Origin of the sequence: Amycolatopsis acidiphila, from assembly GCF_021391495.1 — a bacterium.
In the GTDB taxonomy this organism is placed as follows: Bacteria; Actinomycetota; Actinomycetes; order Mycobacteriales; family Pseudonocardiaceae; genus Amycolatopsis_E; species Amycolatopsis_E acidiphila.
Genome location: NZ_CP090063.1, coordinates 7,400,651 through 7,421,403, shown reverse-complemented (window position 1 = coordinate 7,421,403; position 20,753 = coordinate 7,400,651). Strand labels below are relative to the sequence as shown.

Genomic DNA, 20,753 nt, shown 5'->3' with positions numbered 1-20,753 from the left:
GTTGCACATGTACCGCACGATGCTCAAGTCGAAGATCCACCGTGCGACCGTCACGCAGGCCGACCTGCACTACGTGGGCTCGGTAACGATCGACGAGACGCTGATGAGAGCCGCGGATCTGCTGCCGGGCGAGCAGGTGTCCATTGTGGACATAACGAACGGCGCGCGGCTGGAGACCTACGTGATCGCGGGCGCGGCCGACAGCGGCGTCATCGGCATCAACGGCGCCGCCGCGCACCTGGTGCACCCCGGCGACCTGGTCATCCTGATCTCCTACGCACAGCTGGACGCCGCCGAGGCGGTGTCGTTCCAGCCGCGGATCGTGTTCGTCGACGGGGACAACCGGATCAAGCACGCCGGTACCGACGCCGGATACGCGCCGGAGGGCTCTGGCCTGCTCAGCGGCACCGTGACCGTCGCCCCGCCGGAGCGGGAGGCCAGCTTCCCGGTCGCGGAGACCGTCGACGCCGCCCGGCTCGACGCCCTGCTGCACGCGGAGAGCTAGGTGGCCGTCCGCTTCCCCACGACCGCCCTCGGCGGACGCGCGTCGCGCGAGCAGCGATGTTGCTAGCGATCGACGTCGGCAACACGAACATCGTGCTCGGGCTCTACTCCGGCGCCGAGCTGATCGGCGACTGGCGGATGCGGACCGACGCGCAGATGACCGCCGACGAACTGTCCCTGACCATGCGCGGGCTGCTGGGCTCGCACGCCGACCAGGTCACCGGGATCAGTGCCCTGTCCACCGTGCCCGCCGTGCTGCGCGAGCTGCGGGTCATGCTCGGTCGCTACTACCCGCGGGTGCCCAAAGTCGTGGTGGAGCCCGGCGTCCGCACCGGCGTGCCGCTGCTGGTCGACAACCCGCGTGAGGTCGGCGCCGACCGGCTGGTCAACACCCTCGCCGCGCACCATCTGCACCAGACCGCCTGTGTCGTCGTGGACTTCGGCACCTCGACCAACGTCGACGCGATCTCCGCGCGCGGCGAGTTCCTCGGCGGCGCGTTCGCACCCGGCATCGAGATTTCGGTCGACGCGCTGGCCGCGCGGGCGGCGGCGCTGCGCAAGGTCGAACTCGTGCCGCCGCGGTCGGTGATCGGCAAGAACACCGTGGAGTGCCTGCAGTCCGGCATCCTCTACGGCTTCGCGGGCCAGGTCGACGGCCTGGTGCGGCGGATCGTCAAGGAGCTGTCCGGGGACGGGCCGGTCGCCGTGCTCGCCACGGGTGGCCTCGCGCCGCTGGTGATCTCCGAGTCGGAGACCATCACCGACCACGTCCCCGGGCTGACCCTGCTCGGCCTGCGGCTGGTCTTCGAACGCCAGCAGGCCCGCTGATCGCTACCTGCGCACGGCCCGGATGACGGTCGTGATGATCGGCAGGTCGAACTCGCCCTGCGCGGTCTCCGGGGTGCGTTCGAGGAACCGGTACAGGCGGCCCAGCGTGGCCGCCCGCTCCTCCGCGGACGCGGTCAGCATGTGCGAGTGCGTGGCGATCGTGTCCACCAGCGTCTGCGCCGTCCGCCGTTGCGCGTGCCGGAACCGCTCGCGCTCGAACGGCTCGAAGCCCGGGTGTGCCGGCAGCTCCCGAGCCTGCGAGACCCAGCGGCGGCTCACCCCGGTCCGGCCCAGCTCGTCGAACTCGGCCACCCAGGGCACGGAGTTGTCGTCGTGGTTCCACAGCGCGACCACCGTGCCGCCAGGGCGCGTGACGCGGGCGATCTCGGCGAGCGCGCGGTCCGCGTCGAACCAGTGGAACGCCTGTCCCACCAGCACGGCGTCGACCTCACCGTCCGCGAGCGGGATCCGTTCGGCGGTGCCGTCGAGCGCGGGCAGCTCGGGGTAGCGGCGCACCAGCTCCGCCCGCATCTCCGGGTCCGGTTCGACCGCGGTCACCCGCAGGCCCAGCGCGAGCAGGCCCTCGGTCAGTTTTCCGGTGCCCGCCGCCAGATCCAGCACGTGGCCTGCCTGTGCGGGCAGCCCCCAGCGAAGGGCGGGCAGCGGATAGTCGGGCCGGTGCTCGGCGTACGCGCTCGCGTGCGCGCCGAACGACCGGGCGCGCCGGGCGCGCAGTTCCTGGTCCGCGGAAGTGGGATCGGTCACGAGGCCGATGGTATTCGCGGGAAAAGGTAATCCGGTTGGCCTAGCGAGCGGCCGGGTTCGTACCCTGGGCACATGACCGATTCCGCCGCTTCCGAGCGCCCCTTGCCCGATGAAGACCTGCCGGAACAGCTGCGGGTTCGCCGGGCCAAGCGCGACCGGATAATCGCGGAAGGCGGCGACCCGTATCCCGTCGAGGTGCCGCGCACGCACTCGCTCGGCGAGATCCGGGCCAAGTATTCGGAGCTGCCGCCGGACACCGCGACGGGCGAGATCGTCGGCGTGACCGGGCGCGTGCTGTTCGTGCGCAACACGGGAAAACTGTGTTTCGCCACTCTGCGCGAAGGCGACGGCACCGAGTTGCAGGCGATGATCAGTCTCGCCGGCGTCGGCGCGGAGAGCCTCGCGGCCTGGAAAGCGGATGTAGACCTCGGCGACCACGTTTTCGTGCACGGCGAGGTCATCACGTCCAAGCGCGGCGAGCTCTCGGTCATGGCCGACCGGTGGCAGATCACCTCGAAAGCGCTGCGGCCGCTGCCGGTCGCGCACAAGGAACTCGCCGAGGAAACGCGCATCCGGCAGCGCTATGTCGACCTGATCCTGCGCTCGAAGGCACGCGACGTCGTCCGCACCAGGGCCGCGGTCGTGCGTTCCCTGCGCAATTCCTTCGAGAACCGCGGGTTCGTCGAGGTGGAAACGCCGATGCTGCAGACGCTGCACGGCGGCGCGGCGGCCCGGCCATTCGTCACCCACTCCAACGCGTTCGACATCGACCTGTTTCTGCGCATCGCGCCGGAGCTGTACCTCAAGCGCTGCGTGGTCGGCGGTATCGAGAAGGTCTTCGAGATCAACCGCAACTTCCGCAACGAGGGCAGCGACTCTTCGCATTCGCCTGAATTCGCCATGTTGGAGTTCTACGAGGCGTATGCGACCTACGACACGAACGCGGTCATGACCCGACGGCTGATCCAGGAAGCCGCACAGTCGGTATTCGGCAGCCTGGAAGTGACACTCGCCGACGGAACGCCCTATGACCTGTCGGGTGAATGGACGACGCTGACGATGTACGGATCGTTGTCCGAGGCGCTCGGTGAAGAGGTCACCCCGGACACGCCCGCCGAGAAGCTGCGCTCGTTCGCGCAGGCGCGCGGCCTCGAGGTCGACCCGAAACTGGGTCATGGCAAGCTCGTCGAAGAACTGTGGGAACATCTGGTGGGCGACCAGCTGCACGCCCCCACATTCGTTCGTGATTTCCCGATCGAGACCTCCCCGTTGACGCGGCAGCACCGCAGCCAACCCGGGGTGGCCGAGAAGTGGGACCTCTACGTGCGTGGTTTCGAGCTGGCCACCGGTTACTCGGAGCTGGTCGATCCCGTGGTCGAGCGGGAAAGGCTGGCCGCGCAGTCCCGTTTGGCGGCCGCCGGGGATAGCGAAGCGATGCGGCTCGACGAAGATTTCCTCCGGGCCCTGGAGTACGGAATGCCACCATCCGGTGGCGTTGGAATGGGGATCGACCGGTTGCTGATGGCCCTCACCGGCCTCGGTATCCGCGAGACGATCCTGTTCCCGCTGGTGCGTCCCGAATAACTGGACGAGGGCTAGCACACACGCGCAATGCAAACGGAGTTTGCGTTGCGTGCCGATTCCGGGTATTAATGTCGTAGTCAATGGCTTCTGACCGGGGCGCTCGCCCTACCCAGACATTTGCGGCTAGTTCAAAACAGGAGGAAACTGATGGCACAGAAGGTGCTGGTCTCCCTCGTGGACGACCTCGACGGTTCGGAGGCGGACGAGACCGTCGAGTTCGGTTTGGATGGGATCAACTACCAGATCGACCTCTCCAGCGAAAATGCCGAAGAACTGCGTGACGCGCTCGCGCAGTACGTCGAGCACGCCCGCCGTGCCGGTGGCCGCAAGCGCGCGGGTGGCCGCCCCTCGGCAAAGCCCGCCGCCAGCTCCGCTTCGGTGGACCGCGAGCAGAACCAGGCCATTCGCGCCTGGGCCCGCAAGAACGGCTTCCAGGTTTCCGACCGCGGCCGTATCCCGTCCGAGGTGGTCGAGGCCTACCACAAGAAGAACTGACGCGTCTGGGTCAGCGAAGCGCGCACAGGGCCGCCGGGATTCCTTCCCGGCGGCCCTGTTCGTGTACCGAAAATCTTGTACTGTGTTCTAGCCGGTGCTGTGACACGCGAGCGACCCGATGCACCCGGGTAGTCCATTTGGGTCCTATTACTGCTTCCGCCCGAAACAACACTGCAAGTTGCAAGTTGTGGTCGTGATCACCGCATTGTTTTCCCAATGCGACCGAGGCGTAGTGCGGACGGGCACCGGTGGCGCATTCGGGCACCTGGTGATGATCCGTCGCCGCCCCATTTCCCCGGCGGTGGAGTTTGTACCGCCTTCCGCGAAATTGAACCGGGTATTTCGGTGAGCGGTACCGCGATATCAAAAACGGCATGCCGGCGGCGCTCGCCGATTGAAAGTGGCGAAGGTCACGCCCGATGCCGGACCCGCGGGCATTCGACGCATTCGGCCTCGCCCGGCAGTAGATAGGAGAAGCAGCAGCTCTCCCGCCGGCGTACCCACGTGCGGTCCCCGTTCAGTCGCAGGGCCGATGCGGACGTGAGCGGCGCGTGCCGGGCGTCGAGGACCAGTGCCGCGTCCGCGACGCCCGCGCCCTCGTCACCGGACTGGCGGCCGGCCCACCAGAGGGAGTTGTCCAGCGCGTCGGTCGCCGCCGCCCACAGCATCCGGCGGCCGAGTCCGGCGACCGGGGCGTACGCATGCACGAACTTCGCTGCGTGCGCGGTGTAGCGGGCGCGCAGCACGGCCGCCAGCGCCCGCTCGTCCGCGACGACCGTGGCCTCCGGGCAGCCCGCGGCCGGATCGGCGGGCAGGCAGTAGAACTCGGCCCCGAGGACGGCGATTCCCTCCGGGTGCGGGCGGTCGCCGCCGAGCCGGAAGGCCAGCTCGCCCGGCCGGAGCAGCGGCACCCGCCGTTCGTGGTGCAGCAGCAGTGCCGCTGTGTAGGCCGGCACGTGCAGGTACCACGACATGACGTAACCGGCGGTGGTCCGAGCGGGTGCTTCTCCGAAGCGGTCGCGCAGCCAGCCGGCGAGCAGCCGCCGCCACCCGTCGAAGCGCGCGGGATCGCCCAGCAGGGCTGAGCAGCGTTGCCAGCCTTCGCGGGCGGGCAGGTCAGCGCGGAATTCCGTGCGTCGCTGCAGCGGCGCGACCCGCGCGACCGAGGCGGCGAGACCGGCGACCGCAGAGGGTCGTCGCACGGTGTCGATGACGGCCTCCGCTGCTCCGATCGGGTGTTAGGTCTGCCTTACCTTACCGACTTTTCCGGAGCCCGCCAGTGGGACATCCGATGGTGTTCGCGGTGAGCGGACAAGGGGCCCCGGCGGAATCCCACGGGGCGGGCGCGCGTTGTGCAAGGTGTCAGTTACCAGCGAAAACGCACGGCCTGACCTGGCCGGCGAACTGACTTCTGTGACCTAATCAGCCCCAGTGGTAGTCCGGTGTGAGCCGTTGGCTACTACAGTGGACTCACGGTGCTGAATCCATCGCGATGATGGAGACTCACCGCCGGCGCAGCAGTCGAGGGAGTGGGAATGTTCGAGAGGTTCACCGACCGCGCGAGGCGGGTGGTCGTCCTGGCTCAGGAAGAAGCCAGGATGCTCAACCACAACTACATCGGCACCGAGCACATCCTCCTGGGTTTGATCCACGAGGGTGAGGGTGTCGCCGCCAAGGCGCTCGAATCGTTGGGCATCGCGCTGGAGGGCGTCCGCCAGCAGGTCGAGGAGATCATCGGCCAGGGCCAGCAGGCTCCTAGCGGGCACATCCCCTTCACGCCGCGGGCCAAGAAGGTGCTCGAGCTGTCGTTGCGCGAGGCGCTGCAGCTCGGTCACAACTACATCGGCACCGAGCACATCCTGCTCGGGCTCATCCGCGAGGGCGAGGGCGTGGCCGCACAGGTCCTCGTCAAGCTCGGCGCGGATCTCAACCGCGTGCGCCAGCAGGTCCTGCAGCTGCTGTCCGGCTACCAGGGCAAGGAGCCGGCCGAGGCCGGTGCCGGCCGTGGCGAGGGCACCCCGTCGTCCTCGCTCGTGCTCGACCAGTTCGGCCGCAACCTGACCGTCTCCGCCCGCGAGGGCAAGCTCGACCCGGTGATCGGGCGCGGCAAGGAGATCGAGCGGGTCATGCAGGTGCTCTCGCGCCGCACCAAGAACAACCCGGTGCTCATCGGCGAGCCCGGCGTCGGCAAGACCGCCGTCGTCGAGGGCCTTGCCCAGAACATCGTCAAGGGCGAGGTCCCGGAGACGCTGAAGGACAAGCAGCTCTACACGCTCGACCTCGGCTCACTGGTCGCCGGCTCCCGCTACCGCGGTGACTTCGAAGAGCGCCTGAAGAAGGTGCTCAAGGAGATCAAGACCCGGGGCGACATCATCCTGTTCATCGACGAGCTGCACACGCTCGTCGGCGCGGGTGCCGCCGAGGGCGCGATCGACGCGGCTTCGATCCTGAAGCCGATGCTCGCCCGCGGTGAACTGCAGACGATCGGCGCCACCACGCTCGAGGAGTACCGCAAGTACATCGAGAAGGACGCCGCGCTGGAGCGCCGCTTCCAGCCGATCCAGGTCGGCGAGCCCTCGCTCGAGCACACGATCGAGATCCTCAAGGGCCTGCGGGACCGCTACGAGGCGCACCACCGCGTGTCGATCACCGACTCCGCGCTGGTCGCCGCGGCCACCCTGGCGGACCGGTACATCAACGACCGGTTCCTGCCGGACAAGGCGATCGACCTGATCGACGAGGCCGGTGCCCGGATGCGCATCCGTCGGATGACGGCGCCGCCGGACCTGCGCGAGTTCGACGAGAAGATCGCCGCCGTCCGCCGCGACAAGGAGTCCGCGATCGACGCGCAGGACTTCGAGCGCGCCGCGCGCCTGCGCGACGAGGAGAAGACCCTGCTGGGCCAGAAGTCCGAACGGGAGAAGCAGTGGAAGGACGGTGACCTGGACGTCGTCGCGGAGGTCGACGACGAGCAGATCGCCGAGGTCCTGGCCAACTGGACCGGTATCCCCGTGTTCAAGCTCACCGAGGAGGAGACCACGCGTCTGCTCCGCATGGAGGACGAGCTGCACAAGCGGATCATCGGCCAGGAGGACGCCGTCAAGGCGGTCTCGCAGGCCATCCGCCGCACCCGCGCCGGTCTGAAGGACCCGAAGCGCCCGTCCGGCTCGTTCATCTTCGCCGGGCCGTCCGGTGTCGGTAAGACCGAGCTCTCCAAGGCGCTCGCGGCGTTCCTGTTCGGCGAGGACGACGCCCTGATCCAGATCGACATGGGCGAGTTCCACGACCGGTACACCGCCTCGCGGCTCTTCGGTGCCCCTCCGGGCTACGTGGGCTACGAGGAGGGCGGCCAGCTCACCGAGAAGGTGCGGCGCAAGCCGTTCTCGGTGGTGCTGTTCGACGAGATCGAGAAGGCGCACCAGGAGATCTACAACACGCTGCTGCAGGTGTTGGAGGACGGTCGCCTCACCGACGGTCAGGGCCGCACGGTCGACTTCAAGAACACGGTGCTGATCTTCACCTCGAACCTGGGCACGCAGGACATCTCCAAGTCGGTGAGCCTTGGCTTCTCCTCCGGCAACGAGGGCGAAGCCAAGTACGACAAGATGAAGCAAAAGGTCAACGAGGAGATGAAGAAGCACTTCCGGCCTGAGTTCCTCAACCGGATCGATGACATCATCGTCTTCCACCAGCTCACCCAGCAGCAGATCATCGAGATGGTGGACCTGATGGCCACCCGGGTGGAGACCCAGCTCAAGGCGAAGGACATGGCTCTCGAGCTGACCGACAAGGCGAAGGCGCTGCTGGCCAAGCGCGGCTTCGACCCGGTGCTCGGCGCCCGGCCGCTGCGTCGCACCATCCAGCGGGAGATCGAGGACCAGCTGTCCGAGAAGATCCTGTTCGGTGAGATCCAGCCGGGCCAGATCGTCATCGTCGATGTCGAGGGCTGGAGCGGCAACCCGGAGGACAAGGACGACAAGGCGCACTTCACCTTCCGCGGCGAGGCCAAGCCGCTCGAGGTGCCGGACGCCCCGCCCGTGTCCATCGGTGCCGCGAACGACCCCCGGCACGAGGCGGAGGGCGACTGACCTCCAGTAGGCACCAGAACGCCCCCAGGGACCCCGGTTCCTGGGGGCGTTCTGGTTTTGCCCCGGGGGTGACCTCGCCGCCCGCCGTGGCGGCCAACCCCCAACTTCGCGGCCGCACTCAGGTTGGATCTGGGAAGCTGGACCAGTGCAGGTGTGCGTACTCGGCCCGGTGGACGTCCGGGCGGACGGGGGCGCGCCGATCGACATCGGCGGCGCCCGGTTGCGCATGCTCGTGGCCAGGCTCGCCCTCGGCGCCAACCGGCCCGTCACCGCCGAGTCCCTCGTCGACGGGCTCTGGGGCGCCGACCCGCCGGCGGACGCCGCCAACGCCCTGCAGTCCCTCGTCTCCCGGCTCCGCCGGGCGCTCGGCGACAGTGCTCGCCTCGCGTCCGCCAACGGCGGGTACCTGCTCAAGGTCGAGGAGGTCGACGCCCACCGGTTCGAGGAGCTGGCCGCCAAGGGCAGGCACGAGCTGGCCGCCGGGCGTTACGCGGATGCCTCGAACGCGCTGACCGAAGCCCTCTCCCTCTGGCGTGGGGAAGCGCTTTCTGACGTCCTCGAAGCCCCGTTCGCCCCGCCGCCCGCCGCGCGGCTCGCCGAGCTGCGGATCGCCGCGATGGAGGACCGCTTCGAGGCCGAGCTCGAACTGGGCCGGCACGGGGGCATCCTCGCCGACCTCGAAACCGTCGGCGCCGACAACCCGTTGCGCGAACGGCTGGTGAGCCTGCGCATGCGGGCCCTTTACGCCGCCGGGCGCCAGTCCGACGCGCTCGCCGTCTACGAACAGGCCAGGGCGACCCTCGCCGACGAGCTCGGCGTCGACCCGTCCGCCGAGCTCCAGCAGACCCATCTCGCGGTCCTGCGCGGCGAGCTGACCAAACCTCGCCCCGAGCACGACCCGTTGCCCGCCCGTCTCACCAGCTTCGTCGGCCGGGAGCGGGAGCTGGCCCTGCTGGCGAGTTCGCTGCGGTCCGCGCGGCTGGTCACCCTCGCCGGCCCCGGCGGCGCCGGCAAGACCCGGCTCGCCACCGAGGCCGCCGTGCAGCATCCCGCCTACCTGCGAGGCCGCGTCTGGTTCGTCGCCCTCGCATCGGTCCGCGACGCCGGCGACGTGACCGGCGCGGTGCTCGCCGCGCTCGGCTCGCTCGACATGCGCCTGCTCAACTCCACCTCGTCACTGCATCCGGTCGAGCCGCTGGACCGCATCGCCGAGCTGGTCGGCGGCAGCGAGGGCCTGCTCGTGCTGGACAACTGCGAGCACCTGATCAGCGCCGCCGCCGAGCTGGCTCACGACCTGCTGACCCGGCTGCCGAACCTGCGCATCCTCGCCACCAGCCGCGAGGCGCTCGCCATCACCGGCGAGCTGCTGTGCCAGCTCGGCCCGCTCGAAGACCCGGAGGCCGTGCGCCTGTTCACCGAGCGCGCGGCGACCGTGCGCCCGGGCTTCGTCCTGGACGACACGACGATCGAGCCGGTGCGGGAGATCTGCCGCAGGCTGGACGGGATGCCGCTCGCGCTGGAGCTCGCCGCCGCCCGGCTGCGGTCGATGAGCGCGGAGCAGATCGCGAAGCGACTCGACGACCGGTTCCGGCTGCTCACCTCCGGCAGCCGGGTCGCGCTGCCGCGCCAGCGGACGCTGCGGGCGGTCGTCGAGTGGAGCTGGGACCTGCTGGAGAAGCCGGAGCGGGTGCTCGCCAGGCGTCTCTCCGTCTTTCCCGGCGGTGCGACGGTCTCCGCGGTCGAGGAGATCTGCGCGGACGAGGAGCTGCCCGCCGAGGACGTGCTGTACGTCCTCGGCTCGCTCGTTGAGAAGTCCTTTGTGGACGCGGTCGAGGCCGCGGAGCCGCGGTACCGGATGCTGGAGACCATCCGGGCCTACGGCGAGGAAAGGCTCGACGAGATCGGCGAGCGCGAGCTGGTCACCCGCCGGTTCGCCGAGTACTTCCTGCGCGTCGCCGAGCAGAACGAACCCTTGCTGCGCACGGGGGAACAGCTGCGCGCGATCGCGACGTACGAGGCCGAGCACGACAACATGGTCACCGCCCTGCGCCGCGCGGTTAAGGCCGACGACGCCGAGCTGTCCTACCAGCTGGTGTGCGCACTGACCTGGTACTGGGTGATCCGCGGCTTCCACGACCAGCCTGTCGAGTTCTTCACCGACGTGGTCAAGTTCGAAGGCCGCATTCCCGAGGACGTGTACGCCGCGTTCTCCGTGATGCACGCGCTCGTGGACGCCGTGCCGATGTTGGGGCCGATGCCCGAGCTGGTCGACCTAGTCGAGGAGTGCGTGCGCACCGACGCGTGGGCGCGCTTCCCGGCGCTCTCCCTCGCCGTCCCGATGCTCGCCTTCATCGCGCGCCGGCCGGAGCTCGCCGACCGCGAGCTGCGCCGCGCGTTCGCCAACCCGGATCCGTGGGCGCGCGCCTGCGCGAAATGGGTCCAGGGCTTCATGATGGACGACGCCGGTGATCTCGAGGGCAGTGAGCAGGCGCGCGACGAGGCGCTGGCCGGGTTCCGCGAGGTCGGCGACCGGTGGGGCGTGGCGATGACGCTCTCGATGCAGGCGAGCGCGCATTCGCTGCGCGGGCGGCACGACAAGGCGATCGTGGGCTTCGAGCAGGGGCTGGCCATGGCGCGCGAGCTGGATTCGGCCGACGACGTCGTGCAGCAGCTTTCGCGGCTGGCGAGCGAGCGGATGCGCGCCGGTGACGACGAAGGCGCCTGGCGGGACAGCCGTGAAGCACAACGCATCGCCGACCGCAGCGGGCAGCTGGAACACCAGGCCCTCGCGCGGTTCACCACTCTCGACCTCGCCCGGCGGGCCGGTCGCTTCGCCGAGGCGCACGACGTGCTCGACTGGCTGGCGTCCGTGGTCGACCGGTTGCCGTTCCCGATGCAGATGGCCGACGAGTGGGTGGCCCTGTTCGGTGCGGCGCTCGCCGTGTCGGAGGGGGACGCCACCTTGGCCCGCGAGAACCTGCCGGTCGCGATCCGGTCGTCGAGCAGCCGCCGGGACATGCCGGACGTCGCGATCGCCGCGCAGGTCGGCGCCCGCCTGTTCGCCTTGGAGGGCGCTGCCGAGCGGGCGGCGTGGCTGCTCGGCGTCAGCAAGGCGATTCGCGGTGCGGCCGACGACGGCGATCCGGAGCTGGCCGAACTCGTCGCCGCCCTCACCGCGCAGCTCGGCGAGGCCGGCTTCGAAAGCGCTTACCAAGCAGGTGCCGGCCTGCCGAAGGACGAGGCGGTCGAGCGCCTGCGCGCCGAGTTCGGCTGCGAGACGCCGCACCAACCCTGACGCGACGACCAGCCGGCCTTCGCGGAGAAGGCCGGCTGTTCGTACCCCCTGGTCAGCCCACGCGGCGCCGGTAGGCGCGCATCGCGAGCGGGAAGAACACCACGACCACGCCGGCCATCCAGGCCAGTGCGCCCAGCAACGGCCCGCCGACATCGCCGCCGACCAGCAGGCCGCGCATCGTGTCGGCGAGCAGGCTCACCGGGCTGATGTCGGACCACGCGTGCAGCCAGCCGGGCATCGTGCCGCTCGGCACGAACACGTTGCTGCCGAAGGTGAGCGGGAAGATGAAGGCGATCATGATGCCCTGCACCGAGCCGGGGTTCTGCACGAGCATTCCGACGAACACCGCGATCCAGCAGAAGCACAGCCCCGCCACCACCATCAGCGCGGCGCCGCCGATGGCCGCCAGCGGGTTGGTGTGGACGCGGAAGCCCATGATCATCGCCATCGCCAGCAGCACCACGATCGCCACCAGGTACCGCACGATGTCCGCGAGCACCGCGCCCACCAGCGGTGCGGACCGGGCGATCGGCATGCTGCGGAACCGGTCGAAGACGCCCTTGCTGACGTCGGTGTTGAGCGCGACCCCGGCGGACAGGCTCGCCATGATCGTGTTCTGCACCATCAGACCCGGTGTCAGGGTCTGCAGGTACGCGCCGGTGCTGCCGGAGATCGCGCCACCGAACAGGTACACGAACATGACGAGGAACAGGATCGGCTGGATGGTCACGTCGATCAGCTGCTCGGGGTTCTTGCGGATCTTCAGGATGCCGCGCCAGGCGAGCGAGAGACCGTGTTGCGCCGCCTTGGCCGGGCTGATGTAGCGCGGCGGCGCGAGAACCGCGGCGGTCATGCCGCCCTACCTTCTGTGGTGGGTGAGGTAGTCCGTTCGTAGGGTCGGTTCACCCAGGGGTGTCGGGTATGGCTTTCATGACGCTGCCCTCGATGGTTCAGGTGGCTTGGCCGCCTGGCACCCCACGACGACCCGGCCGCTGATTGGGATGTGCGAGTAGATCGCTGTGTAGGGCCATGCCGGCGAGGTCGTCTCCGGGAGGAAAATCCATCGAGTGTGCGGAGGTGACCGTGCCCCAGGTCTGGGCCGGTGTGGATGCCGGGAAAACTCATCACCACTGCGTGGTGATCGACACTGAAGGACAGCGGTTGATGTCGCGTCGGGTCCTCAACGACGAGACCGAGTTGCTGCGCCTGATCGCCGATGTCATCGCGCTTGGCACCGACAACGCGGTGACCTGGGCGGTGGACCTGGCCGACGGCGGGGCCGCTTTGCTGATCGGGCTGCTGGCAGCCCATGACCAGTGGCTGCTCTACATCCCCGGCCGCGCGGTCAACCGCGCAGCCAGTGGCTACCGGGGTGAGGGCAAGACCGACGCCCGCGACGCCGCGATCATCGCAGACCAGGCCCGGATGCGCCGCGACCTGCACCCGATCCGTCCTGGTGACGAGATCACCACCGAACTGAAGCTGCTCACCGGCCGCCGCACCGACCTCGTCCACGACCGCACCCGCACTATCAGCCGCCTGCGGGAACTGCTCACCAGCATCTTCCCCGGCCTGGAACGCGTCCTGGATGTCACCAACACCGGACCACTGGTCCTGCTCACCGGCTACCAGACCCCCGCCGCGCTGCGCCGGACCGGCCAGGCCCGGCTGGAGAGCTGGTTGGGCCACCGCAAGGTCCGAGGCGCCGCCGAACTGGCCACCAAAGCAATCCAGGCCGCCCAAGGACAGCACACCACGTTGCCCGCCGAAGCGTTGACCGCTCAGCTCATCGCCACGCTGGCCGGGGAGGTGATGGCCCTCAACGAGCAGATCCGCGACACCGACAAGCTCATCGAGGGCCGGTTTCGCCGCCACCGCCACGCCGAGCTGATCACCAGCCTGCCCGGCATCGGCACCTTGCTCGGCGCGGAGTTCCTGGCCGCCACCGGCGGCGACCTGAGCGCCTTCACCAGCGCCGACCACCTGGCCGGCTTCGCCGGCCTGGCACCCGCACCCCGCGACTCCGGCCGCGTCCGCGGCAACCTGCACCGGCCCCAGCGCTATCACCGTGGCCTGCAACGGGTCTTCTACACCTCCGCGCTGATCAGCATCCAGTTCAGCCCCGAATCGCGTCGCTTCTACGACCGAAAACGCGCCGAAGGCAAACATCACACCCAAGCCGTCCTCGCGTTGGCCAGACGACGAGTCAACGTGCTGTGGGCACTCCTGCGCGACGGGCGCTACTACCAACCCGTACCGGTCACCGCCACCGCTTGACATCAGCATTAGGAAGCCACCTCCTCGGTGGGCTTGCCCGTCAGGGCGAGGAACACTTCGTCCAGGCTCGGCAGCCGCAGTGCCAGCTCGTCGGCGGTGATGCCGGCCTCGTCGAGCTTGCGGACCATTGTGGACAGCAGGACGGGGTCGGACACCGGCGCGGACAGCAGTCCGGTGTCGTCGTCGCGCAGCGGCACGACGCCGGTGAGCTCGCCGAGAATGCGCGCGACCACGTCCATGTCCGCGAGCGAGGTCGGCCGCACGAGCATGGTCTGCCCGCCGACCCGCCGCTTGAGCTCGTCGGCGCGGCCGTCGGCAACGACCTTCCCGTGGTCGACGACCGTGATCGAGTCGGCGAGCTGGTCGGCCTCGTCGAGGTACTGGGTCGTCAGCAGCGCGGTCGCGCCGTCGGCGACCAGCCGCCGGATCACGTGCCACACCTCGTTGCGGGCGTGCGGGTCGAGCCCGGTGGTCGGTTCGTCCAGGTAGAGCACCTGCGGCCGGCCGACGAGGCTCGCGGCGAGGTCGAGCCGCCGCCGCATCCCGCCCGAGTACGTCTTGGCCGCGCGGCCCGCGGCCTCGGTCAGCTCGAACTGCTCCAGCAGCTCGGCAGCCCTGGTCTTCGACTGGGGTCGCGACAGCCCCAGCAGCCGCGCGATGAGCACCAGGTTCTCCGTGCCCGAGAGGTCCTCGTCCACCGACGCGTACTGCCCGGTCAGCCCGATCAGCGAACGCACCCGGACCGCGTCGCGCACCACGTCGTAGCCCCCGACGCTCGCATGCCCGCCGTCCGGCTGCAGCAGCGTCGCGAGGATCCGGACCGCCGTCGTCTTGCCCGCACCGTTCGGCCCCAGCACGCCCACGACCTTGCCGGTCGGCACCTGGAGATCCACCCCGTTCAGCGCGACCGTCTCCCCGAAACGTTTGATCAGGCCTTCAGCCCGGATCGCCAGCGACATCTCATCCTCCTTGGTAGTCGCACCAGGACAAGATGCCCGTCGCCGCTGGCAGGCGGCGCACGGCGCGCTGTCAGGCGCTGACAGCGCCCTGGCAGAGCCGCGCGACGACCTCCGTCACCGGCGAGGGTGAGCAGGAGCCCGATCCGGATGCCGTCCTTGTCCAGGATCCGGCCCTGCTCGATGTGGACCTCGGCGGCGAGGCCGGGCGCGGTCCGTCCGTTTCACCCAGAAAGCCCGTTGCCGCAAGGGCTTCCTTCACCCGGGTGCCACTCGCGCAGGCCGAACAGGTTGCCGATCCGGTCGACGACCGTGCTCAAGCCGTGGTCGCGCAGCCACTCCCGGACCTGACGGTGTGCCTCGGTCGCGGCCTGTCGCTCGACGCCACCGGCCGGGGTGGCGCCGAGCGCGGACAGCGCGTGGAAGTCGTCCATGAACGTCATACCGCAGTTTCGCGTAGAACGGATCGTGTGCACACTGCGGAAGCTGCCCAGCCCTCTGTCCGGTCCGCAGGCCGGAACCTCCGGATGATCGTGCTCCTCGTGCTGGCCGTGGCCTTCCTCGAGGTGGCCACGCTCCGGCTCATCGGTGTCGACGGCAACCGGCTGACGGCCGCGCTGCTCGCGCTCACGCCGTACTGCGCGGTCGGCGGGCTGCTCCTCGGCGGGGTGTCGCTGGCGCTGCGGCACTGGTGGATCGGCGGGGTCGTGCTCGTGGTCGCGCTCGCGCTGGTCGGGGTGCTGCTGCCGCGTGCCTTCGCCGCCGCCCAGCCGCCCGCGCACGGGGGCAAGCTGCGGGTGATGTCGTCGAACCAGTACCTGGGCCGCGCGGACGTGCAGAGCGTTGTGCGGCTGGTCCGCGAGAACCAGGTCGACGTGCTGAACCTGCTGGAGCTGACGCCACGCGAGGTGACCGAGCTCGCCAGGGCCGGGCTGTTCGAGGCACTGCCGTACCGGGTGTTCAAACCGCAGTACGGCGGCGCGGGCTCGGGTATCGCGTCGCGCTACCCGCTGACCGAGCTGTCACTGGCCGGGCCGTCGCTGATGGAGCAGCCGAGTGCGCGGGTCGACGTCGACGGCACGTCCGTCGAGGTGGTGGCCGTGCACCCGATCCCGCCCACCACCGACGCGGGCGAGTGGAAGAAGGAGATGGCCGGGCTGCCGCGGCCCGACAGCTCGGGCCCGGTGCGGATCCTCGCCGGGGACTTCAACTCCACGGTCGACCACGCCACCTTCCGCGACCTGCTCGGCGGCGGCTACACCGACGCGGCGCTGAGCCGGGGCGAGGGGTTCACGCCGACCTGGCCGTCGTCGTTCTTCCCGCCGCCGGTGACGATCGACCACGTGCTCGTGGACCCGCGCGTCGCCGTCGACAGCTACCGCGTGCTGGACGTGCCCGATTCCGACCACCACGCCGTCATCGCGGAGCTCACGCTCCCGTGAGCAGCTCGTCCAGCGCGGTGAGGGTCTCCAGGGCGCCGTAGGGCAGGGAGACCCCGCGATCGTGCCGGATCTCCGGCTCACGGGGGTTGATGCGCACGAGCGCGCCGGTCGAGGCGCTGGCGAGCTCGGCGTAGCGCCGCACGGTGGGCACCGCCTTGCCGGCGCCGAGCTCGACGACGACGAGGTTCGGGTGGGCGCGACGCCATTCGTTGACCGCGCGCAGCTGCTCGTCGCTGCGCCGCGAGATCCAGTCGAAGTCGCCGAACATCAGGATGTTGGGCCGGGCGAGGCTGCCGCAGACGAGGCAATCCGGCAGCGGTTCGAGCGCGCGCATCGAGGCCTCGTCGATGTCCGGCTCGTACCCGGAGGCGGACCAGACGTCGGTGCCGCAGGGGACCGTGCACTGCAGGTGGTGGATCGAGCCGTGCGCCTCGGCGACGAGCGCGCACCCGGCCTTCTGGAACTGTCCGTCCACATTGGACGTGAACACCGCGGTGCCGCCCGGCTTGGCCTCGCCCCACTTGCGCAGCAGTGCGAAACCCTCGTGTGGCACGGTCTTCCGGTAGAGCCGGAGCCGGTGGCCGTAGAAACCCCAGGCCAGTTCCGGGTCTTCGGTGAAGTGCCGTGGGTCGGCCAGCTCGACGAACCGCAGGCCGAGCCGCTCGTAGGGCGGGTAGGCGTGCCAGAACCCCTCGTCACCGCGGAAGTCGGGCAGCCCGGAGTCGACGCCCATCCCCGCGCCGGCGCACACCAGCAGGGCGTCCGCGCTGGCGATCAGCTCGGCCGCCCGGTCCAGGTCCTCGCTACTCGGCACTGTCCAGCTGGACGACCTCGAACTCCAGGAGGCTCGCACCGCTGGCCACCGGCTTGGCACGCTCGCCGGAGTGCGCCTCGCGCGACGGGCCCTCTGCCCACGCCTTGAACGCCTCCTCCGACTCCCACTTCGTGTAGACGAAGTAGCGGTTCTCACCGGAGACCGGGCGCAGCAGCTCGAAGCCGAGGAAGCCGGGCTGCGAGTCCACCGCGTGCATCCGGTTGGCGAAGCGCTTCTCCAGCTCCGGGCCGGCGCCCTCGGGCACCTCGATAGCGTTGATCTTCACGACTGCCATGGGTATCACCCTACCTAGACTGCGGGGATGAGCGTCGTGGACTTCGGTGGGCAGGGGCAGCCGATCGTACTGCTGCACGGGCTGATGGGGCGCGCGCGGACGTGGTGGTCGGTGGCGCAGTGGCTGACGCGCTACGGCCACGTCGTCGGGCTGGACGCGCGCGGGCACGGGCGCGGGCCGCGGGCCGGGCCGTGGACGACGGAGCAGTTCGTCGAGGACGTCGCCGGGCTGCTGCGCACGTTCGACCAGCCCGCGGTGCTGATCGGGCACTCGATGGGCGGTCTGCACGCGTGGGCGACCGCCGCGACGCATCCCGGCCTCGTGCGTGCCGTGGTGGTCGAGGACATGGCGCCCGACCAGCGGGGGCGCACCGTGGACACGTGGCGCGGCTACTTCGACTCCTGGCCCGTGCCGTTCCAGTCGCTCGCACACGTGCGGGAGTTCTTCGGCAGCACCGGGAACTACTTCACGGAGTGCGTGACCGAGCGGGCGGACGGCTACCACCTGACGGCCGATCTCGAGGACCTGTACGAGATCGCGGCCGAGTGGGGGCGGCGGGAGTACTGGTCGTTCGCCGACGGGGTGAAGTGCCCGCTGCTGGTGATCGAGGCCGCCGACACGGCGATGCCGGCCGGTCAGCAGGCGGAGCTGGCGTCGCGCGTCGCGCAGGGGCACCACGTGGTGATCGAGGGCGCCGGCCACGTCGTGCACGACGACGCGCCCGAGCAGTACCGGGGTGCGGTGGAGGCGTTCCTGTCAGCGGTGCTCGCCCGGTAGGGCGAAGCGGCCGTCGGGGATCTGCTCGACCAGGCCGTCGGTCAGCAGCGACGCCAGGCAGCGGTCCCGGCGGCCGGCGTCCTCGGGCCACACGACGTCCAGGCGGTCCTTCCACACCGGCTCCGGCGTGCCCCGCAGGACGTCGAGCAGCTTGCCGCGGATCTGCCGGTCCGTGCCCGCGAAGCGCTGCACCGGCTTGGCCGGCCCCGCGTACGCCGGGCGCCCCGCGCGTTGCCATGCGCAGGCTTCGTAGAGCGGGCAGTCCGCGCACTTCGGCGAGCGCGCGGTGCACACCAGCGCGCCGAGCTCCATCAGCGCCGCGGAGAACCGGGCCGCGCGGGCTTCCGCGGCGGGCAGCATGACCTCGACGTCCGCCATGTCGCGCGTGTTCGAGGCCGGGCCCGCGTCGCCCGCACCGTGCACGGCACGGGCGACCACCCGGCGCACGTTGGTGTCCACCACCGGCGTCCGCTTGCCGTACGCGAAGGTCGCGACCGCCCGCGCGGTGTACGCCCCGATCCCCGGCAGCGCGAGCAGGGTGTCCACATCGGACGGCACGATGTCACCGTGCTCGGCCGCGATGGCCGACGCCGCGGCGTGCAACCGCAACGCCCGGCGCGGGTAGCCGAGCTTGCCCCACGCCCGCAGCACCTCGCCCTGGCTCGCGGCGGCCAGCGCGGAGGGCACCGGCCAGCGCGCCAGCCACTCCTCCCAGATCGGCTGCACCCGCGCGACCGGCGTCTGCTGCAGCATGATCTCGCTGACCAGCACACCCCACCCGGTGCACTCCGGCCTGCGCCAGGGCAGGTCGCGGCCCGTGCGGTCGAACCAGTCGATCAGGGTCTCGGCGTCGATGGGCACCCTCGGAGGGTAAACAGTCGCGCGCCGCGCGTCCGTCGAGGGCGGTGGTGGGGAAGAGGCCGGCCTGCTCAAGCGACCTCGGTGAGGTCCCCGGTGTGCACGTCGTAGACGAAGCCGCGCACGTTGTCGGTGTGCGGCAGGAAAGCGCTGCGCTTCACCCGCTGCACCGAGGTCCGCACGCTGTCCTTCACCTCGCGGAACGCCTCGATGGCCCAGGTCGGCCGCAAGCCGGTGTCCTGCTCCAGCTCGTCCTTGAACTCGTCCTCGGTCACCGTCGACAACCCGCAGCTGGTGTGCTGGACGACCAGCACCTCCCTGGTGCCGAGCTTGCGCTGGGACAGTGCGAGCGAGCGGATCACGTCGTCGGTGACCACGCCGCCCGCGTTGCGCAGGATGTGCGCCTCGCCCTGGATGAGGCCGAACAGCTCGAACACCCGGATCCGGGCGTCCATACAGGTCAGCACCGCCACGTGCATGGAGGGTTCGGCCGAGGAGCGGTCACCCCGTAAGCGGTCCTCCAGCTCGCGGTGGCGGTTCAGCAGCTCGTCGATGGCGGTCATCTGGCCCCTCCCGGCGTCCGTGTCGGTCGTTCCATTTGACCCGTTCGAACCGGACGGGGCAATCTCACGCGGCCAACGTCACGGCCCGAACCAGTGCTCCTCCATCGTCCGGGGCGGCGCGGACGTGGTGCCGATGCGCAGATCGGTCTCGAGCGTGATGACCCGCGGGTTGACGTGGTCGGCCGAGGCGAGCAGCAGCTTCCCCGCGGCGCGGCCCTTCTCCAGCACCGGCTGGTGCACGGTGGTGAGCCCGAGGCGCTCGGCCTCGGCGATCCCGTCGAAGCCGGTGACCGTGAGGTCCGCCGGCACCCGCAGGCCCCGGCGGTCGGCTTCGGCGAGCGCGCCGAGCGCGAGGATGTCCGAGGTGCAGATCAACGCGGTGACCTGCGGATAAGCGCCCAGCAGCTGGCGTGCGGCGGAGGCGCCCTCGTCCACCGTGTGGTCGAAGCGCTCGACCACCGGCACGCTCGCCCAGTCCACCCCCGCCTTCGTGAACGCGGTCGACAGCGCCTCGAGCCGGGTGCGCTGCACGTGGAAGTGCGCGGTGCGCTGGCGTTCCAGCGAGACGAAGTCGTCGCTGCGGTCCCGGCCGAGGCGCATGCACAGCACGCCGATCTGCCGGTGCCCGAGGCCGATGAGGTGCTCGGCCAGCGCGCTGATCGCGGTGGCGTCGTCCGGGCCGACGCGGTCGATGCCCTCGATCTGCGGTTGGTCGATGATCACGGTCGGCACCGGCCGCGCGAGGACCGCGGCCAGGTGCGGGTCGTCGTCCGGCACGGAGTACACGACGAACCCGTCGACGCCGGCGCGGTGCACGGCGGCCACGTCGTCCCGGCCCGGGCTGGCCGGCACCAGGTGCAGCCCGACCCCCGCGTCCTCGCAGGCGAGCGCGAGCCCTTCGAGCACGCCGATGGCGGCGGGGTCGCGGAAGGCGTAGGACAGGTTCTCCGTGAGCAGCAGCCCGACGGCGCCGGCCCTGCGCGTGCGCAGCGAGCGGGCGACCGGGTCGGGGCCCGGGTAGCCGAGGCGGCGCGCGGTTTCGAGCACCCGGCGGCGTAGTTCGGGGGACAGCTGGTCGGGCCGGTTGTACGCATTGGACACCGTGGTCCTGGACACGCCGAGTTCCGCGGCGAGCGACGCCAACGTCGCCTGTCGCCTCATGCGCATAGGACGCCCCATGAGGGAACCGTAACGGTTCAGATCGGATTCCTG

19 protein-coding genes are annotated in these 20,753 nt (G+C 70.2%); 9 read left to right on the top strand and 10 right to left on the bottom strand.

Going from position 1 to position 20,753, the window contains the following annotated elements; genetic code table 11:
• Nucleotides 1-7 precede the first annotated feature (7 nt).
• Entirely contained in the window at nucleotides 8-505 is a 498-nt protein-coding gene (gene panD, locus LWP59_RS36285; RefSeq protein WP_144645488.1) for an aspartate 1-decarboxylase, read from the top strand.
• A 56-nt stretch (nucleotides 506-561) separates the two neighbouring features.
• Nucleotides 562-1,332, top strand: coding sequence for a type III pantothenate kinase (locus LWP59_RS36280; protein ID WP_144645490.1), 771 nt, complete (start codon nucleotides 562-564; stop codon nucleotides 1,330-1,332).
• A 3-nt stretch (nucleotides 1,333-1,335) separates the two neighbouring features.
• Here LWP59_RS36280 and LWP59_RS36275 read toward each other — a convergent pair whose 3' ends face one another.
• The gene (locus LWP59_RS36275; RefSeq protein WP_144645492.1) at nucleotides 1,336-2,097 is read right to left on the bottom strand and encodes a class I SAM-dependent methyltransferase; all 762 of its coding nucleotides are present in this window, start codon (nucleotides 2,095-2,097) and stop codon (nucleotides 1,336-1,338) included.
• Nucleotides 2,098-2,169: 72 nt separating this feature from the next.
• Here LWP59_RS36275 and lysS point away from each other — a divergent pair, with 72 nt between their 5' ends.
• On the top strand, nucleotides 2,170-3,681 hold the full coding sequence (lysS, locus tag LWP59_RS36270) for a lysine--tRNA ligase (protein ID WP_144645494.1): 1,512 nt from the start codon (nucleotides 2,170-2,172) through the stop codon (nucleotides 3,679-3,681).
• 147 nt (nucleotides 3,682-3,828) lie between these two features.
• Nucleotides 3,829-4,176, top strand: coding sequence for a histone-like nucleoid-structuring protein Lsr2 (locus tag LWP59_RS36265; protein WP_139095606.1), 348 nt, complete (start codon nucleotides 3,829-3,831; stop codon nucleotides 4,174-4,176).
• A 410-nt stretch (nucleotides 4,177-4,586) separates the two neighbouring features.
• Here the strand turns inward: LWP59_RS36265 and LWP59_RS36260 are convergent, their stop codons facing one another.
• The gene (locus LWP59_RS36260) at nucleotides 4,587-5,378 is read right to left on the bottom strand and encodes a (2Fe-2S)-binding protein (protein ID WP_373300006.1); all 792 of its coding nucleotides are present in this window, start codon (nucleotides 5,376-5,378) and stop codon (nucleotides 4,587-4,589) included.
• Between the two features lie 333 nt (nucleotides 5,379-5,711).
• On the opposite strand from LWP59_RS36260, the gene LWP59_RS36255 reads away from it, so the two are divergent.
• Both LWP59_RS36255 and LWP59_RS36250 read left to right on the top strand, forming a co-directional pair.
• Nucleotides 5,712-8,264 (top strand): ATP-dependent Clp protease ATP-binding subunit, encoded by a 2,553-nt coding sequence (locus LWP59_RS36255; protein ID WP_144645498.1) that lies wholly within the window; start codon nucleotides 5,712-5,714, stop codon nucleotides 8,262-8,264.
• Between the two features lie 145 nt (nucleotides 8,265-8,409).
• Nucleotides 8,410-11,559 (top strand): BTAD domain-containing putative transcriptional regulator, encoded by a 3,150-nt coding sequence (locus LWP59_RS36250; protein ID WP_144645500.1) that lies wholly within the window; start codon nucleotides 8,410-8,412, stop codon nucleotides 11,557-11,559.
• 52 nt (nucleotides 11,560-11,611) lie between these two features.
• On the opposite strand, the gene LWP59_RS36245 is transcribed toward LWP59_RS36250, so the two are convergent.
• On the bottom strand, nucleotides 11,612-12,412 hold the full coding sequence (locus tag LWP59_RS36245; protein WP_144645502.1) for an ABC transporter permease: 801 nt from the start codon (nucleotides 12,410-12,412) through the stop codon (nucleotides 11,612-11,614).
• Between the two features lie 176 nt (nucleotides 12,413-12,588).
• Here LWP59_RS36245 and LWP59_RS36240 point away from each other — a divergent pair, with 176 nt between their 5' ends.
• Nucleotides 12,589-13,836 carry an IS110 family RNA-guided transposase gene (locus LWP59_RS36240; protein WP_407653134.1) on the top strand — a complete coding sequence of 416 codons (1,248 nt, stop codon included), beginning with the start codon at nucleotides 12,589-12,591 and terminating at the stop codon, nucleotides 13,834-13,836.
• An 8-nt stretch (nucleotides 13,837-13,844) separates the two neighbouring features.
• Here LWP59_RS36240 and LWP59_RS36235 read toward each other — a convergent pair whose 3' ends face one another.
• Nucleotides 13,845-14,795, bottom strand: coding sequence for an ATP-binding cassette domain-containing protein (locus tag LWP59_RS36235; protein ID WP_144639219.1), 951 nt, complete (start codon nucleotides 14,793-14,795; stop codon nucleotides 13,845-13,847).
• Between the two features lie 221 nt (nucleotides 14,796-15,016).
• Nucleotides 15,017-15,235 (bottom strand): M20 family metallo-hydrolase, encoded by a 219-nt coding sequence (locus tag LWP59_RS36230; protein WP_144639221.1) that lies wholly within the window; start codon nucleotides 15,233-15,235, stop codon nucleotides 15,017-15,019.
• An 84-nt stretch (nucleotides 15,236-15,319) separates the two neighbouring features.
• Between LWP59_RS36230 and LWP59_RS36225 the strand changes: the two genes are divergently transcribed.
• Nucleotides 15,320-16,234 carry an endonuclease/exonuclease/phosphatase family protein gene (locus tag LWP59_RS36225; RefSeq protein ID WP_144639224.1) on the top strand — a complete coding sequence of 305 codons (915 nt, stop codon included), beginning with the start codon at nucleotides 15,320-15,322 and terminating at the stop codon, nucleotides 16,232-16,234.
• Here the strand turns inward: LWP59_RS36225 and LWP59_RS36220 are convergent.
• Both LWP59_RS36220 and LWP59_RS36215 read right to left on the bottom strand, forming a co-directional pair.
• The gene (locus LWP59_RS36220) at nucleotides 16,221-17,048 is read right to left on the bottom strand and encodes an SIR2 family NAD-dependent protein deacylase (RefSeq protein WP_229858546.1); all 828 of its coding nucleotides are present in this window, start codon (nucleotides 17,046-17,048) and stop codon (nucleotides 16,221-16,223) included. The two genes, LWP59_RS36225 and LWP59_RS36220, sit on opposite strands and share 14 nt — an antisense overlap.
• Entirely contained in the window at nucleotides 17,038-17,343 is a 306-nt protein-coding gene (locus tag LWP59_RS36215; RefSeq protein WP_144639227.1) for an antibiotic biosynthesis monooxygenase family protein, read from the bottom strand. The genes LWP59_RS36220 and LWP59_RS36215 overlap by 11 nt, the downstream gene beginning before the upstream one ends.
• A 27-nt stretch (nucleotides 17,344-17,370) precedes the next feature.
• On the opposite strand from LWP59_RS36215, the gene LWP59_RS36210 reads away from it, so the two are divergent.
• Complete coding sequence (locus LWP59_RS36210; protein WP_144639229.1) at nucleotides 17,371-18,120, top strand: alpha/beta fold hydrolase; 750 nt, start codon at nucleotides 17,371-17,373, stop codon at nucleotides 18,118-18,120.
• Here LWP59_RS36210 and LWP59_RS36205 read toward each other — a convergent pair.
• From LWP59_RS36205 to LWP59_RS36195, 3 genes are all read right to left on the bottom strand, one after another.
• On the bottom strand, nucleotides 18,100-18,981 hold the full coding sequence (locus LWP59_RS36205; protein ID WP_144639231.1) for an HhH-GPD family protein: 882 nt from the start codon (nucleotides 18,979-18,981) through the stop codon (nucleotides 18,100-18,102). The two genes, LWP59_RS36210 and LWP59_RS36205, sit on opposite strands and share 21 nt — an antisense overlap.
• A gap of 68 nt (nucleotides 18,982-19,049) precedes the next feature.
• Nucleotides 19,050-19,541 carry a beta-class carbonic anhydrase gene (locus LWP59_RS36200; RefSeq protein ID WP_144639233.1) on the bottom strand — a complete coding sequence of 164 codons (492 nt, stop codon included), beginning with the start codon at nucleotides 19,539-19,541 and terminating at the stop codon, nucleotides 19,050-19,052.
• Between the two features lie 78 nt (nucleotides 19,542-19,619).
• Nucleotides 19,620-20,720 carry a LacI family DNA-binding transcriptional regulator gene (locus LWP59_RS36195; RefSeq protein ID WP_144639235.1) on the bottom strand — a complete coding sequence of 367 codons (1,101 nt, stop codon included), beginning with the start codon at nucleotides 20,718-20,720 and terminating at the stop codon, nucleotides 19,620-19,622.
• Nucleotides 20,721-20,753 lie beyond the last annotated feature (33 nt).